This is a genomic window from Rhodopseudomonas sp. P1 (genome assembly GCF_039642825.1).
GTDB lineage: Bacteria > Pseudomonadota > Alphaproteobacteria > Rhizobiales > Xanthobacteraceae > Rhodopseudomonas > Rhodopseudomonas palustris_H.
Map to the genome: position 1 here is coordinate 1260840 of NZ_CP088006.1, position 16367 is coordinate 1277206.

14 protein-coding genes are annotated in these 16367 nt (G+C 64.1%); all 14 read left to right on the forward strand.

The window, feature by feature from the left end:
- Window positions 1–280: 280 nt before the first annotated feature.
- The 14 genes from tolQ (at window position 281) to LRC39_RS06005 (ending at window position 16285) form a co-directional block, all read left to right on the forward strand.
- On the forward strand, window positions 281–991 hold the full coding sequence (gene tolQ / locus LRC39_RS05940) for a protein TolQ (protein ID WP_107343274.1): 711 nt from the start codon (window positions 281–283) through the stop codon (window positions 989–991).
- 34 nt (window positions 992–1025) lie between these two features.
- Window positions 1026–1496 (forward strand): biopolymer transporter ExbD, encoded by a 471-nt coding sequence (locus LRC39_RS05945; RefSeq protein WP_011156682.1) that lies wholly within the window; start codon window positions 1026–1028, stop codon window positions 1494–1496.
- Between the two features lie 50 nt (window positions 1497–1546).
- Window positions 1547–2530, forward strand: a complete 984-nt coding sequence (locus tag LRC39_RS05950) for a protein TolA (protein WP_346297477.1) — start codon at window positions 1547–1549, stop codon at window positions 2528–2530.
- Between the two features lie 70 nt (window positions 2531–2600).
- Window positions 2601–3935 (forward strand): Tol-Pal system beta propeller repeat protein TolB, encoded by a 1335-nt coding sequence (gene tolB / locus LRC39_RS05955; RefSeq protein WP_164634504.1) that lies wholly within the window; start codon window positions 2601–2603, stop codon window positions 3933–3935.
- Window positions 3936–4096: 161 nt separating this feature from the next.
- Entirely contained in the window at window positions 4097–6427 is a 2331-nt protein-coding gene (locus LRC39_RS05960; protein ID WP_346296644.1) for a putative bifunctional diguanylate cyclase/phosphodiesterase, read from the forward strand.
- Window positions 6428–6614: 187 nt separating this feature from the next.
- A complete protein-coding gene (locus LRC39_RS05965) occupies window positions 6615–7361 on the forward strand; it encodes an N-acyl amino acid synthase FeeM domain-containing protein (protein WP_346296645.1) in 747 nt (248 codons plus the stop codon).
- 321 nt (window positions 7362–7682) lie between these two features.
- Complete coding sequence (gene pal / locus LRC39_RS05970) at window positions 7683–8180, forward strand: peptidoglycan-associated lipoprotein Pal (protein ID WP_107354490.1); 498 nt, start codon at window positions 7683–7685, stop codon at window positions 8178–8180.
- 155 nt (window positions 8181–8335) lie between these two features.
- Complete coding sequence (gene ybgF / locus LRC39_RS05975; RefSeq protein ID WP_346296646.1) at window positions 8336–9370, forward strand: tol-pal system protein YbgF; 1035 nt, start codon at window positions 8336–8338, stop codon at window positions 9368–9370.
- 53 nt (window positions 9371–9423) lie between these two features.
- A complete protein-coding gene (tilS, locus tag LRC39_RS05980; RefSeq protein ID WP_346296647.1) occupies window positions 9424–10464 on the forward strand; it encodes a tRNA lysidine(34) synthetase TilS in 1041 nt (346 codons plus the stop codon).
- 230 nt (window positions 10465–10694) lie between these two features.
- Complete coding sequence (gene ftsH, locus LRC39_RS05985; protein WP_011156690.1) at window positions 10695–12611, forward strand: ATP-dependent zinc metalloprotease FtsH; 1917 nt, start codon at window positions 10695–10697, stop codon at window positions 12609–12611.
- 131 nt (window positions 12612–12742) lie between these two features.
- The gene (locus LRC39_RS05990; RefSeq protein WP_346296648.1) at window positions 12743–13492 is read left to right on the forward strand and encodes an AzlC family ABC transporter permease; all 750 of its coding nucleotides are present in this window, start codon (window positions 12743–12745) and stop codon (window positions 13490–13492) included.
- Window positions 13489–13806, forward strand: coding sequence for an AzlD family protein (locus LRC39_RS05995; protein ID WP_263990813.1), 318 nt, complete (start codon window positions 13489–13491; stop codon window positions 13804–13806). The genes LRC39_RS05990 and LRC39_RS05995 overlap by 4 nt, the downstream gene beginning before the upstream one ends.
- Window positions 13807–13993: 187 nt before the next feature.
- Complete coding sequence (locus tag LRC39_RS06000) at window positions 13994–14668, forward strand: TetR/AcrR family transcriptional regulator (protein ID WP_107343282.1); 675 nt, start codon at window positions 13994–13996, stop codon at window positions 14666–14668.
- 123 nt (window positions 14669–14791) lie between these two features.
- Window positions 14792–16285 carry an FAD-linked oxidase C-terminal domain-containing protein gene (locus LRC39_RS06005; RefSeq protein ID WP_346296649.1) on the forward strand — a complete coding sequence of 498 codons (1494 nt, stop codon included), beginning with the start codon at window positions 14792–14794 and terminating at the stop codon, window positions 16283–16285.
- Window positions 16286–16367: the final 82 nt, after the last annotated feature.

The window sequence follows — 16367 nt, forward strand, 5'->3', positions numbered from 1 at the left end:
CGCCAGCGGCCGCCCGGCTCCCGATCACTGGTATTTTCCCTGTTATAGTAACCCCTTATTAACCCTGATGAGGGTTTGGTGAGGTACGTCAAAATGCGGCATCAGCCCTTGTTTTGACACGTTGACAGGGGATTGAGGGGCCGGCTTCGGACAGGCCATCCCCTGCGACAACTGAAGGCTCCCACGGTGGCGCTTGGGCCAGATCGCGGCGCGTGGCCGCGGACAGCCGGAGCCTTTGGCGGAATCGGCTGATGCCGAAACGTGTGAGAGGATTGCGACGATGAACCCGGCCGACGTGACACAGCTTGCTCCGGCGGTCTCGACCGACGTGTCGCTGCTGTCGTTGTTCTGGCACGCACACTGGGTCGTGAAGTCGATCATGCTGGGTCTGCTCGGCTGTTCGATCTGGGTCTGGGCGATCGCGATCGACAAGCTGCTGCTGTTCTCGCGCACTAAGCGCGCGATGGATCGCTTCGAGCAGGCGTTCTGGTCCGGCGAGTCGATCGACGAACTATACCGCGCGCTGTCGGCCAAGCCGACGCATTCGATGGCGGCGTGTTTCGTCGCCGCGATGCGCGAGTGGAAGCGATCGTTCGAAAGTCATTCGCGCTCGTTTGCCGGCCTGCAGATGCGGATCGAGAAGGTGATGAACGTCTCGATCGCCCGCGAGGTCGAACGGTTGGAGCGCCGCCTGCTGGTGCTGGCGACGGTCGGCTCGGCCGGCCCGTTCGTCGGCCTGTTCGGCACCGTCTGGGGCATCATGTCGAGCTTCCAGTCGATCGCCGCGTCGAAGAACACCTCGCTGGCGGTGGTCGCGCCCGGCATCGCCGAAGCGCTGTTCGCCACTGCGATCGGCCTGATCGCCGCAATTCCGGCGACAATTTTCTACAATAAGTTCACGTCGGAAGTGAACCGGCAGACGCAGCGGCTGGAAGGCTTCGCCGACGAGTTCTCGGCAATCCTGTCGCGGCAGATCGACGAGCGCACGTGAACGGAGGCCAGGTGAGCACAGCGGGCATTCGATCATGGGAATGAACGTAGCCACTGGCGGCGGAGGCGGCCGGCGTCGCGGCGGGCGGCGACCGGTGATGGCGGAAATCAACGTCACCCCGATGGTCGACGTGATGCTGGTGCTGCTGATCATCTTCATGGTCGCGGCGCCGCTGCTCACCACCTCGATCGACATCGATCTGCCGGTCGCCCGTGGCGGCAATCAGATCCAATCGAACTCGCCGCCGCTGACACTGTCGGTGAAGCGCACCGGCGGTACCTGCAACTCTCAGGTCGAATTGTATCTGGGCGACAGCCCGATCGCAGCGTCCGAGCTCGAAGCCAAGATGAAGGCGATCCGCGAGACCCGGTCGGAAACCGACAACGTGGTGTATCTGCGGGGCGACAAGGACGTCTGCTACACGGACATGATGAAGCTGCTCGGCAATATCCGGACCGCCGGCTTCAAGGCAAACATCGTCATCGTTCCCGAACAGGGGAGTTGAGCCGGCACCGCGCCGGCGTCGGCCGCGAAGGTGGAGCAGGAATTCTGAAGGTGAAGATCGACAAGACATGGGCTGCGTCGGTGGCGTTGCACGTCCTCGTGCTCGGCTGGGCCATGCTGTCTTTCACCTCCAAGGCTTTCGAGCTCGAGCCGCAGGATTCGGTTGCGGTCGATACCATCTCCGAAGATCAGCTCGCCAAAGTGATGGCCGGCATGCGCACCGGCAAGAGGGAAAATCCCAAGCCGCTGGTCGAGAAGGTCGCCGAGGCCAAGCAGGTCGACGACACCGTCGGCAAGATCAGCGAGAAGGCGCCTGTTGTCACCGACACATCGCCGCCGCCCCAGCCCAAGCCGAAGCCAGAAGAAAAGCCGGTCGAGAAGAAGCCTGATCCGCCGAAGCCGGTGGTGAAGGAAGAGCCGAAGAAGGAAGAGCCCAAGAAGGCGGAAAAGAAGCCGGAGCCGGCGAAGGAAGAGGCCAAGGAAGCGGAAAAGAAACCGGAGCCGAAGGTCGATCCGATCGCCGAGGCGCTGAAGAAGGAAGAGAAGAAAAAGCCGCCGCCGAAGCCGACCGAGACCGCCGCCAAGCCGCCGGAGCCGACCAAGCCGAAGGCTGAGCGGGTGTTCGATCAGTCGAAGATCGCGGCGCTGCTCGACAAGCGCGACCCGACTCGCAACGCGGTGACCGGCGACGTGTTGAACTCCAACGCGGCGCTCGGATTGTCGAAGGGCAAGTCCGCCGACAATTCGGCGACCTGGGGCGCGATGTTCCAGTCGCAGGTCGAGCGCTGCTGGAAGAAGCCGTATGGCGGCATCGAAGCGCAGCGCGCCGAGGCGTCCTTCGTGATCCGCTTGAAGCGCGACGGAACTCTCGAAACTCTGCCGCAGCCGGAAGGCCATCCGGCGACGCCGTATTTGCGCGTGTATCAGGAGAGTGCGCTGCGCGCGATCATCGAATGCCAGCCGTACAATCTGCCGGCGCAGTTCTTCGACGAATGGAAGTTCTTCGCGCCCGTGTTCACCGATCGACGTCCGTAATGCGAACCTCCGCTCACCATTGCTCGCGCCGCCCGGCGCGGATCACCTGACCGACCGATGGATTGCCGCTATGTCGTTTGACCTCAATCGCCGCCAATTGATGATCTCCGCCGCGACGGCCGCAGGCGCACTCGCCCTCGGCCCCGCCCGCGATGCGTTCGGTCAGGCCCGGGTGCAGATCACCGAAGGCAACGTCGCGCCGCTGCCGATCGCGATTCCGAATTTCGTCGCCGGCACGCCGTCGGACAACGAGGTCGGCGTCGGTGTGTCGCAGGTGATCACCAACAACCTGAAGCGCTCGGGACTGTTCGCGCCGATCGACCAGGCCGCGTATCTCGAAAAGATCACCAACATCGACGTGCCGCCGCAGTTCAAGAGCTGGGCGAGCATCAACGCTCAGGCGCTGGTGACCGGGCGGATGACCCGGCAGGGCGACGGTCGGCTCAAGGCCGAATTCCGGCTGTGGGACGTCGCCACCGGCCAGCAACTGGCGGGTCAGCAGTATTTCACCTCGCCGGAATATTGGCGCCGTATCGCCCACATCATCTCGGATCAGATCTATGAGCGTCTGACCGGCGAGAAGGGGTATTTCGACAGCCGCGTGGTGTTCATCGACGAAAGCGGCCCGGCCGACCGGCGCGTCAAGCGGTTGGCGCTGATGGATCAAGACGGCGCCAATGTGCGCTATCTCACCCGCGGCAGCGACCTCGTGCTGACGCCGCGGTTTTCGCCGACCACCCAGGAAATCACCTATATGGAATTCGGCCAGGGTGAGCCGCGGGTGTACCTGTTCAACGTCGAGACCGGCCAGCGCGAGATTGTCGGCAACTTCCCGGGCATGTCGTTCGCGCCGCGGTTCTCGCCGGACGGTCAGCGCATCATCATGAGCCTGCAGCAGGGCGGCAACTCCAACCTGTTCGTGATGGACCTGCGCTCCAAGGCGACGACGCGGCTGACCGATACGCCCGCGATCGACACCTCGCCGTCTTACGCCCCCGACGGCAGCCGGATCTGCTTCGAGAGCGATCGCGGCGGCAAGCCGCAGATCTACATCATGCCGGCGAGCGGCGGTCAGGCGCAGCGGATCTCGTTCGGCGACGGCAGCTACTCGACTCCGGTGTGGTCGCCGCGCGGTGACTACATCGCCTTCACCAAGCAGGGCGGCGGCCAGTTCGCGATCGGCATCATGAAGCCGGACGGCTCCGGCGAGCGCATCCTGACGTCCGGGTTCCACAACGAAGGGCCCACCTTTGCGCCCAATGGCCGGGTGCTGATGTTCTTCCGCGATCCGGGCGGAAACGCTGGCCCGTCGCTGTTCACCGTCGACGTTTCGGGACGTAACGAACTGCGGGTTCCGACCCCGGGTTACGCCTCTGATCCGGCGTGGTCGCCGCTGCTGTCCTAAGCGGGTAGCAGCCGTAGGGGTTCCCTTCCCGGAACCTCTCGGGTCGCGTTTGAAGGCTCTAAGTGTCCGCGAACGTTGCAATGATCCGCTAAGCATGTTCGCTCAGAAAGACTTCATCTGCCAGGGATACAACGGAGTCCGAAAGGACACGCTCGCGCTTGATGCTGCTCGCCAGTCACAAACGGGATTCTGAGCAAACGTCGCCTGCGATTCGCGCGGGCTTGGTCGACTCGTTGTTCATGAATCCGGCGCCGATGATCGTTGGGGCATTTGGGCCCGCGATTGCTGGCGCCGTGATCGGGATGGTTACCGGAAGCATCCTGAATTGGCTGTGTGTCCCCTTATTCGTCCTGATCGGCTTTGCGCGCGCGCTGCAGATGCATCGCTATCGGCAGCGCAATGCCCCACTCACGGTGGAGGAAGCCGGTATATGGGAGCGACGCTATCGGCTGGGAGCCATTGCACATGGCATCTCGCTTGGCGCCTGGTCGCTCGTGGTGTTGCTCGGCACCGACGACTCGGCGGCGCATATGCTCTGCGTTGCGACCGTGGTGGCATACACCTCGGCTGGGGTCGGGCGGACTTTCGGTCGGCCCCAGATTTTTCACCTCCAGGTGCTGCTCAGCTGCGGCCCATTGATCTTCGCGATGGTGAGGGTGGGAGGTGTCTACTATCTCACGCTCGCCTTGCTCAGTGCGGTATTCTTCATCTCGATCCGTCATCTGACATCCAGCCTGCAACGGATCTACCTCGACGCCTGGATCGGCCGCGAGCGCGAAGCTGCGCTCGCCAATCAGTTCGACACCGCGCTCAACAATATGCCGCACGGGTTGTGCATGTTCCGCGCCGATGGTCGTCTCGCGGTCATGAACCATCGTTTTGCGGAGATGATGCGGCTTCGCGACGAACTGGTCAAAGGATCGCCGACCGCGACCGAGATCGTGTCCGCCTGCGTGGCAATTGGTGCAATTTCGGCTGCCAACGGGCGTTTGATCCTGGCCGAAATTGAAAACTCCCTGGCGGGAGAAATCGTCACCGTCGGCGACGAAACTGTTCCTCGCTCGCTGTGCTGGACGTTCCAGCCGATGGCACATGGCGGCGCGGTGGTGCTGATCGAAGATATCACCGAGCGTCGCAATGCCGAAGCGCGGATCGTTCATCTGGCGCGTTACGACGAGCTCACGGCGCTGCCGAACCGGGTCAGCTTCCGCGACGAAATCGAGCGCATTCTCGAGGCCGAGCACGGCCGGGGCAAGACCCGGCTGTCGGCGCTGTTGTTCATCGACCTCGACCAGTTCAAGCAGATCAACGACACGCTCGGCCATCCCTGCGGCGATCGGCTGCTGTGCTCGGTCGCCGAACGGCTGCGTGACATGCTGCGGCCGGACGATCTTGTGGCGCGATTTGGTGGCGACGAATTCGTCGTCTTCCAACAGAACATCGCGTCGAACGAAGATGCAGCTGCGCTGGCCCGCCGAATCGTCGACCGGCTGAGCGACCGCTATCTGATCGATCATCATGTTGTCGAGATCGGTGCGTCGATCGGCATTGCGATGACGTCCCCGGGTGCCAAGGCTGACATCCTGCTCAAGAATGCCGACATGGCGCTGTATCGCGCCAAGGCCGACGGCCGCGGCAATTACTGCTTCTTCCGCGAGGAAATGGCGCAAACCGTCGAGGCTCGCCGTATTCTCGAGCTCGACCTGCGCAAGGCGCTCGCCAACGAAGAATTCGAGCTGTACTACCAGCCGCTCGTAAATCTCAAATCGGGCAAGATCACCACGTGCGAAGCGCTGCTGCGCTGGAATCACCCGGTGCGCGGGACGGTATCACCGGTCGATATTATTCCGGTCGCCGAGGACATGGGGCTGATCGTCGATCTCGGTCGCTGGATCCTGCGCAAAGCCTGCATGGAATGCATGCTGTGGCCGGAGCCGGTGAGTGTCGCGATCAACTTCTCGCCGCAGCAGTTCCATCAGCGTGATGTGCTGACGGAGGTGCGCTACGCGCTTGAAGTCTCCGGTCTGCCTGCCAGCCGGCTGGAGATCGAAATCACCGAATCCTCGCTACTTCGGAATACGCAGTGGACGCACGACGCGTTGCAGCAGCTTCACGCCGAAGGCGTCCGGATCTCGCTCGACGATTTCGGCACCGGCTATTCGTCGCTCAGCTATCTCCACAGCTTCCCCCTGCAGAAGGTGAAGATCGACCGCTCGTTCCTCGAGGGGATCGACAGTGACCGGCCGTTGACTCTGCTGCGCGGCGTCGCCCGCCTCAGCAGCGATCTTGGTATGTCGGTGGTGGTGGAAGGCATCGAAACCAACGAGCAGCTCGAATTGATCAGCGCCGACGGCACCGTCACCGAGGCGCAGGGCTATTTGTTCAGCCGTCCGGTGCCCGCCCAGCGCATTCGGCAATTGCTGAACGCCTCGCAGGGTGCACGCCAGAAGGACGGCAAAGTCCTATCTTTGCCGACTCGCTCGATCGCCTGAGCCCCTTTCCGGGGCCCGACCTCAGGGCAAATTTTCCTCCAATTCCCTCGTTGTCGCTGGAAATTCATCATAGTGGAATTATAAGAATTAACCCTAATAATTCTAATGCTTTGCTGGGCCGTTAAGGATTCGTTAACGTTTTCGTACGGTCGGTGCGTTATCCGGACATGTGGGTGGGGTGAGAGTGATGGGAGTCGTACGTCCAGTAGAACAGCAAAACCGGATCGCGGCCCGAAGGCTCGCGTTGCTTGAGAAGGTCGATTATCGACTCGCCGAAACTCCCGCAGAACGCGAGGCGATCTACCGGTTGCGATATCGCGCCTACCTCAAAGAAGGGGCGATCGATGCCAATAGCAGCGGCATTGTGACTGACCGGTACGACGATCTGCCGAATTCATGGATCTTCGGCGTGTTCTATGAGGGGGAGCTCAGCAGTTCACTGCGGATCACAGTGGCATCCCCGGATTATCATGACTGCCCGTCGATGGACGTCTTCCCGGACTTCCTTCAGCCCTGGCTGGCTCAGGGCAAAGTCATCGTCGACCCGACGAGATTCGTAGCGGACCCGACGAGCGCCAATCGACTGCCTGAACTGCCGTATCTCACTCTGCGTCTGGCTAATGTGTCCTGCGAGTACTTTAACGCAGACATTGGCCTGGCTTCGGTAAGATCCGAGCATCAGGCGTTTTATCGTCGGGTGATGATGCGCTTGATCTGTGAGGCTCGGCCGTATCCGGGGCTGAAAAAGCCTATCAGCCTGATGGAGATCGATTTCCCTGCGATGCGCGACAAGCTGTACGCCCGTTATCCGTTCTTGCGCTCGACTGAATCCGAGCGGCGCAGCTTGTTCGAAAACACCAGAAGGGTTCCGAATTTGACCCTGGCCGAGGCCCCAAATCTCGTGCCGCTCTCCCTCGGTCGGACGCACCTCTGATAACGCGCGGTCTTGCGGCCAATTAGATCGAACTCGTTTTCAGATCGATCGTCGTCATCGACCGACGATCGTCAATGATTGCAGCATTGGCCTTCTTGCCGGCGCGGTCTCCGCGCTGTCGGCGCGTATCCAGAATGGAACGCCACGGCTTCACTCTGGCGCCACATTTGCACCTCATTAACCATCGCGTTTGCTTTTGGCCGACCGGGGGCAATTGATCGAGTTCGGCAACACCTCGTCAAGGTTGACGGAACGTTCGCTTAACCATCGCCCTGTAGACCGAAAACACAGTCGGAATATCGCGAGCGTGGAGGCTCCGGAATGACCAATCACAAGCGAATCCTCCAGGGATTGAAGGTGGCCGCGGTGCTCGCGGTGGCCCTGTCGATGGGGGCATGCGCGAACAAGAATGGGCTCGGCGGTGCCGATGGCGCGATGGCTGGTGCGGCCACCCCGGGCAGCCAGCAGGATTTCGTCGTCAACGTCGGCGACCGTGTGTTCTTCGAGAGCGATCAGTCGGATCTGTCGCCGCAGGCGGTTGCGACCCTCGACAAGCAGGTGCAGTGGCTGCAGACCTACAGCCGCTACACCTTCACCATCGAAGGACACGCCGACGAGCGCGGCACCCGCGAGTACAACATCGCGCTCGGCGCGCGTCGTGCGCAGTCGGTCCGCAACTATCTGGTGTCGCGTGGTATCGACGCGCAGCGGATGCGCACCATCTCCTACGGCAAGGAACGCCCGGTCGCGGTCTGCAACGACATCTCGTGCTGGTCGCAGAATCGCCGCGCCGTCACGGTGCTGAACGCCGGCGCCTGATCGTCCGGACGCACCGAAGTCGTAAAACGGCGCCGCAGGGCGCCGTTTTTGTTTTCGGCGGGGGCTTTGGCCGTCGCCTCAGTCACATTTTTGGCGTAGTACGGCGATCAATCCAGCGCCACTCGTTTGGCCGCCCTCGAACTCGTCGGACTGTCATGTCATCAGGTTTTGCCGTCTCCGCGCGCAGCCTCGCTCTGGTGGCGACGCTCGCTTTCGCCGCTCCCGCGCTGGCCCAGCAATACGGCGGCGAGGTCGATCCCGAGATTCGTATCCAGCAGCTCGAGGATCGGCTGCGGACGCTGACCGGCCAGAACGAAGAGCTGCAATACCGCAACCGGCGGCTTGAAGATCAGGTCCGGCAGTTGCAGAGCGGCGCCGGGGCGCCCGGGGCGCAGCAGCCCGCCCCCAATCAGGCGGCGACCCCGCCGGCCGCTCCGCAGCAGCCTTATGGTCAGCCCGCGCAGCAACCGGCTTACGGCCAGCAGCCGGGTTACGGTCAGCCGCAGGCGCCGATGGTCCAGCCGCAACCCACCGCGCCCCAGAGCGGCGGCCGCCGCGGCGACGCCTTCGATCCGTCGCGCGATCCCAACGCGCCCGGCGTGCCGCGCGCGCTTGGCGGCGGCCAACTGCCCATGGAGCAGGGCGGCGGCATGCCGGCCGGCCGGGCCGCAGGCGCCCCGATGGACCTGTCGAACGGCAATGGCGGTTACGTCCAGGGCGGTTATCCGCAAGGCGGTGCGCCGTCCGCGGCTCAGCAAGCGCCCGCCGCCGCAGCTGGCGGCGCCTTGACGACGCAGCCGCCGTCGCAGACGCCGCGCGACGAGTTCGATCTCGGCATCGGCTACATGCAGCGCCGCGACTACGCGCTGGCCGAAGAGACCATGCGCAACTTTGCGCAGAAGTACCCGGACAATCCGTTGACGGCCGATGCGCAGTATTGGCTCGGCGAGAGCTTCTTCCAGCGCCAGATGTATCGCGAGGCCGCCGAGTCATTTCTAGCCGTGACCAGCAAACACGAGAAGTCCGGCAAGGCGCCGGACGCGTTGCTGCGGCTCGGCCAGTCGCTGTCGGCACTGAAGGAAAAGGAAGCGGCCTGCGCCGCGCTCGGCGAGATCGGCCGCAAATATCCGCAGGCGTCGTCGAGCGTGAAGAAGGCGGTCGATCGCGAGCAGAAGAAGCTGAAGTGCTGAACCCAGCAGGCCCGGCCGATAGCGGGGCCTGACAACCGGCAGGCAGACGGCCGATGTCCGGAACCAACGACGAGGTAGTATCCGTAGCCGAGGCGCGGCGTCTGTTTGCCGACTGGAAGGCGGCGCCGGCGATCGTGCTGGCGGTGTCCGGCGGCCCCGATTCGCTGGCGCTGATGTGGCTCGCCGCCCGCTGGCGGAAGGCATTGAAGCAGGGCCCGGCATTGGCGGTCGTCACCATCGATCACGGCCTGCGTCCCGAGGCGGCCGCCGAGGCGCGCGCGGTGAAGCGATTGGCGGCCTCGCTCGACCTGCCGCACCGGACGCTGCGCTGGAACGGTGACAAGCCCAGGACCGGGATTCAGGCGGCCGCCCGCGAGGCACGTTATCGGCTGCTGGCGCAGGCCGCCAAAACCCTCGGCGCCTCGCATGTGATGACCGCCCATACCCGCGACGACCAGGCCGAGACCGTGCTGATGCGTCTGTCGCGCGGCAGCGGGATCGCCGGCCTTGCCGCGATGGCGCGAGAGATCGAGCGGGACGGGGTGGTGCTGGCGCGGCCGCTTCTCGATGTTCCGAAGGCCCGGCTGGTCGCTACGCTGACCAAAGCCCGAATCGCGTTCGCCACCGACCCGAGCAATGCCGATCCGCGCTTCACCCGGCCGCGGCTGCGCGCGTTGATGCCGCAACTGGCGGCCGAAGGCTGCGATGCCCGTGCGCTGGTTCGGCTGGCGGCGCGGGCGGGGCGGGCGGATGCTGCGCTGGAACTGATGACCGACGGCGCCGAGCAATTCTTGGAAACCCTCGATGCGGGGGCGGGACGTCCCGGTGTAGATGCCCGGGCATTTCTGGCTCTAGCTGCAGAAATCCAGATTCGCTTGTTGCTGCGTGCGCTGGCGCGCCATGGTCACGAGGGGCCGGCGGAGCTCGGGAAAGTCGAGGCACTCTCCGAGACGCTGAAGCAGGCCGCGGCCGGGAGGGCGCCGCCAGCCGGCAAAATCCGGCTCAAGCAGACCCTCGCAGGGGCCGTGATCACGCTCACCAGCGACCGCCTGGTGATTGCCCCAGCCCCACCGCGTCGGGCGCGGGGCGGCTGAAGGCGTCTCCACGTACGTTTAACCACCTCGCCGCAGAGGCCGTTGATCGCCACGATTTGAGCGAGAAACCGGTTAGAATGCGCCAAATAGTCCTGTGTGGTTCTCTTGGCAGGGGCTCGGCTCACACCTAGATTAGGCGGGCCGGCTCTCGGGAAGCTCCCGAAGAGCCATTCGTTTCGGCGCCGCAGGGCCCACCCGGTCGCGATCCGCGCGACCCATAAGGAAGACCGATGAACGCCAATCTGCGCAATTTCGCCCTCTGGGTCATCATCGTGCTGCTGCTGTTGGCGCTGTTCACGCTCTTCCAGAATCCGGGCCAGCGCACTGCGTCGCAGGAAATTCCGTTCTCGCAGCTTCTCAGCGAGATCGACCAAAATCACGTTCGGGACGTGGTGATCCAGGGCCAGGAAATCCGCGGCACCTTCACCAACGGCTCGACCTTCCAGACCTACGCGCCGAACGATCCGTCGCTCGTGACCCGCCTGTACAACGGCAAGGTGTCGATCACCGCCAAGCCGCCGGGTGACAACGTGCCGTGGTTCGTGTCGCTGCTCGTCTCGTGGCTGCCGTTCATCGCGCTGATCGGCGTGTGGATCTTCCTGTCGCGGCAGATGCAGGGCGGTGCCGGCAAGGCGATGGGCTTCGGCAAGTCGCGCGCCAAGATGCTGACTGAAGCGCATGGCCGCGTGACCTTTGAAGACGTCGCCGGCGTCGACGAGGCCAAGCAGGACCTGCAGGAGATCGTCGAATTCCTGCGCGACCCGGGCAAGTTCCAGCGCCTCGGCGGCCGCATTCCGCGCGGCGTGCTGCTGGTCGGCCCGCCCGGCACCGGTAAGACGCTGATCGCGCGTGCCGTCGCGGGCGAAGCCAACGTGCCGTTCTTCACCATCTCGGGTTCGGACTTCGTCGAAATGTTCGTCGGCGTCGGCGCCAGCCGCGTCCGCGACATGTTCGAACAGGCCAAGAAGAACGCGCCGTGCATCATCTTTATCGACGAAATTGACGCGGTCGGTCGTCATCGTGGCGCCGGTCTCGGCGGCGGCAATGACGAGCGCGAGCAGACCCTCAACCAGCTGCTGGTCGAGATGGACGGCTTCGAGGCCAATGAGGGCGTGATCCTGATCGCCGCCACCAACCGGCCCGACGTGCTCGACCCGGCGCTGCTGCGTCCCGGCCGCTTCGACCGTCAGGTCGTGGTGCCGAATCCGGACGTCGTCGGCCGCGAGCAGATTCTCAAGGTCCACGTTCGCAAGGTGCCGCTGGCGCCCGATATCAACTTGAAGAACATCGCGCGTGGCACTCCGGGCTTCTCCGGCGCCGACCTGATGAACCTCGTCAACGAAGCGGCGCTGATGGCGGCGCGGCGCAACAAGCGCATGGTCACTCAGTCCGAGTTCGAAGACGCCAAGGACAAGGTGATGATGGGCGCCGAGCGCAAGTCGCTGGTGATGACGGAAGAGGAGAAGCTCCTCACCGCGTATCACGAAGGCGGCCACGCGATCGTCGGCCTCAACGTCCCGGCGACCGACCCGATCCACAAGGCGACGATCATTCCGCGCGGCCGTGCGCTCGGCATGGTGATGCAGCTCCCCGAGCGCGACAAGCTGTCGATGTCGCTCGAGCAGATGACCTCGCGTTTGGCCATCATGATGGGCGGCCGCGTCGCCGAGGAGATGGTGTTCGGCCGCGAGAAGGTGACTTCGGGTGCTGCATCCGACATCGAGCAGGCGACCAAGCTGGCGCGGATGATGGTGACCCGTTGGGGCCTTTCGGAAGAGCTCGGCACCGTCGCTTACGGCGAGAACCAGGACGAAGTGTTCCTCGGCATGTCGGTGTCGCGCACCCAGAACGCTTCCGAAGCGACGATCCAGAAGATCGACGCCGAGATCAAGCGGCTCGTCGAAGAGGGTTACAACGAGGCCAAGCGCATCCTCACCGAGCGCCGCGCCGACCTCGAAGCGCTCGCCAAGGGTCTGCTCGAATACGAGACCCTGACCGGTGACGAGATCACCGATCTGATCAACGGCAAAAAGCCGAACCGCGAATCGGTGCTCGAACCGTCGGGCCCCCGCACCTCGGCAGTGCCGCCGGCCGGCAAGCCGCGGCCGCGGCCCGATCCGGGCCTGGAGCCCCAGCCGCAGGCGTAAGCCGACCGGCAAAACTGACTTTGAAAACGCGGCGGCAACGCCGCGTTTTTTGTTGCGTGTCGTCCGCTGCCGCAGCGCTTGACCTGATCACGCAAAGCCCGCACGCAGAGGGTGTCGACACGGATCCTGCAATGACAACTCACGTCCCCAAGGCGCCGGCCTATTGGTCGCGCGACGCAATCTGGCCCGGCATCGTCGCGGTCGGGCCGATGCTGCCCGGCACGCTGGCTTTCGGCATGGCGTTCGGCGCGCTGTGTGCGCAGAAGAACTTCACGCTTGCCGAAGTCGAAGTGATGATGGCGACCGTGTATGGCGGGTTGTCGCAATTCGTGGCCGTGCAGGCGTGGCCAGATGTCCTGACGCCGTCATCGATTGCCGCGCTGGCGCTGCTCACCACCACGGTCAACATCCGCTTCTTCCTGATGACGGCGTCGATGCGGCCGTGGTTTGGCACGCTGCCGGCGTGGCAGGCTTATCCGCCGTTGCTCCTGGTCACCGACGGTGGCTGGCTCGCCGCGATGCGCTATCGCGAGCATGGAGGCGCCAATGCCTGGTTCTACCTCGGTGGCGCGTTGGTGCTGTATCTGGTGTGGCTGGTCTCTGCCGTTCCGGGCTTCCTGCTCGCCGAACAGCTCGCCGACCCAAAGAAGTTCGGCGTCGATATCGCGATGCCGGCTTTCTTCGCCGCGCTGTTGGTACCAGCATGGAAGGGGCCGCGCCGCGCAATCCCTTGGCTGGTGTCGGGGATCGTGGCCCTGACGGTGCATTGGCTGCTCCCAGGCTATTGGTTCATCATCGCTGGCGCGCTGTCAGGTGCGATTACCGCGGGGCTGATGGATGAGCCGCCAGCGGCGACGTCCCACGCGGGACATTCGTCATGACCGACATGCTCCGCAGCGATGTGATGCTCGCCTTCGCGATCATGACTTTGGTCACGGTCGCGTCCCGGCTCGGCGGCTACTTCATGATGCGCTACGTCGAGGTCACGCCGCGGGTCAGGCGGATGCTCGATGCGTTGCCCGGCTCCATTATCGTCGCGGCGGCGCTGCCCGTCGCGGTCAATGGCGGGCCGATCGTGATGCTCGCGCTGGGGGCTGCGATCGCAGTGAGTGTGCTGCGACGCAATGATTTTCTGGCCGTGATAACCGGTATGTTAGTAGCGGCGTTGGCGCGCGCGCTGGGATTGCCGGGCTAGTTTGCAGGAATGCTATTCATTTCATTGCCGTAAGGGCTTGCCTTCGGTTCTGAATAAGTGTTCACTTTTTTCACTGATTTGGTGAGGGTGTTCCGTCCGTTTTCCCTCGCTTCTCCAGCAACTTGATGAGCGCGCCGGTGCATTTTGTCGCAGACCGCGGGCGCGCTTTTTCCAGGACGAACGCGCCATGGTTTACCGGCGAACCCATCAGGTGGTTAAGCGCTTAGCAGCGCGCCGCAGCGCTATCCTTGCTGCAGCGCGTGAGACTGCCGCCGAAGGCGGGATGGCCGCGGTGCAGATCGCGCCGGTGGCCGCGCGTGCCAAGGTCGCCGCCGGCACGGTGTACCGTTACTTTCCGTCCAAAGCGGATCTGATCTCGGAACTCATCGCCGACGTTTCCCGTGACGAGCTCGCTGCGATCCGCCGTGCGGCCGACGCAGCGCCCGGCCCGTCATCAGCGCTGGCGGCGGCGGTCACCACGGTCGCGGTGCACGTGCTGTCCCATCGCAAGCTGGCATGGGGCATCTTGGCGGAACCGGTTGATGTCGATGTGTCCGCCTCACGGCTCGCCAGTCGCCGCGAGATCGCTGGCGAGATTGAACTGCGGATCGCTGCCGCGGTGCGCGCCGGCCATCTGCCCGCGCAAGACACTGCGCTCGCCTCGACCGCGCTGCTCGGCGCGGTGCACGAGTCTTTGGTGGGGCCGCTGGCGCCGGATAATCTCGACGACCCGGCCAAACTCCGTGATGCGGTGCAAACCGTCACGCTGCTGGCACTCCGTGCAGTCGGTGTGATGGACGCCCGGGCCCGAGGCCTCGTGGTCCAGGCGGTGGTGCCGCCGCGTAGTCTGGTCGGAGCCTGATCAGTTCCAGTTTGCTCTGAGCGAGTGTGCTGGATATGACAATCAGCGTATCCTGATCCGACCGTTTCCGCCCGCGGCGCTACAATCGCCTCGCGCACAGCAGCCTGCGCAGGAGTATCTCGCATGACCATTCTGATGCCGGAGCCGGATCAGTCCGTGCTGGCCCGCCGCGACGAGATCATCGCGGCCCTGCGCAAGATCGTGCCGGGCGAGGGCGTGATCTCCAGCGCCGCCGAGATGAAACCCTATGAGTCCGACGGCCTGATGGCGTATCGGCAGCCGCCGATGGTGGTGGTGCTGCCGAGCACGACCAAACAGGTTTCGGAGGTGCTGCGCTATTGCCACCAGAATGGCATCAAGGTGGTGCCGCGCGGCTCCGGCACCTCGCTGTCCGGCGGCGCGTTGCCGCTCGCCGATGGCGTGCTGCTGGGCCTCGGCAAGTTCAAGCGGATCCGCGAGATCGATTTCGACAACCGTGCCGTGGTGGTCGAGCCCGGAGTCACCAACCTGGCGATCAGCCAGGCGGTCGATCTCGCCGGCTTCTACTACGCGCCCGATCCGTCGTCGCAAATCGCCTGTTCGATCGGCGGCAACATCGCCGAGAACTCCGGCGGCGTGCACTGCCTGAAATACGGCATGACCACGAACAACGTCCTCGGCTGCGAAATCGTGCTGATGACCGGCGAGATCCTCAAGATCGGCGGCAAGGCGGCCGAATGCGCCGGCTACGATCTGATGGGCGTCATCACCGGCTCCGAGGGACTGCTCGGCGTGATCACCGAAGTCACCGTGCGTATCCTGCGCAAGCCGGAAACGGCGCGAGCCCTGATGATCGGCTTCCAGAGCGTCGAGGCCGCAGGCCAGTGTGTCGCCGATGTGATCAGCGCCGGCATCATTCCGGGCGGCATGGAGATGATGGACAAGCCGGCGATCCACGCCGCCGAGGCCTTCGTTCATGCCGGCTATCCGCTCGACGTCGAAGCGCTGCTGATCATCGAGCTCGACGGGCCGCAGGTCGAGGTCGACGAACTGATCGGCCGCGTCGAGGCGATCGCGCTACGCTGCGGCTCGACCACCTGCCAGATCTCCACCAGCGAGCAGCAGCGGCTGCTGTTCTGGTCCGGCCGCAAGGCGGCGTTCCCGGCGGTGGGCCGGATCTCGCCGGACTATCTGTGCATGGACGGCACGATCCCGCGGGCACAGCTGCCGCTGGTGCTGCGGCGAATGAACGAGATGTCGGAGAAATACGGCCTGCGCGTCGCCAACGTGTTCCACGCCGGCGACGGCAATCTGCATCCGCTGATTCTGTATGACGCCAACAAGCCCGGCGAGCAGGATGCCGCCGAGGCTTTCGGCGCCGACATCCTCAAGCTGTGTGTCGAGGTCGGCGGCGTGCTGACCGGCGAGCACGGCGTCGGGATCGAGAAGCGCGATCTGATGCCGGAGATGTTTTCGGACATCGACCTCAACCAGCAGCAGCGGCTGAAATGCGCGTTCGACTCCGAAGGTCTGCTCAACCCCGGCAAGGTTTTTCCGACGCTGCATCGCTGCGCCGAGCTAGGACGCATGCATGTTCACAAGGGCCAATTGCCGTTCCCTGATATTCCGCGGTTCTGACCGGGTAATGTAACCTCCGATGCACGAAGAAGAGCCTTTCACCGTCATTGCGAGCGAAGCGAAGCAATCCAGGGCCTCGGTG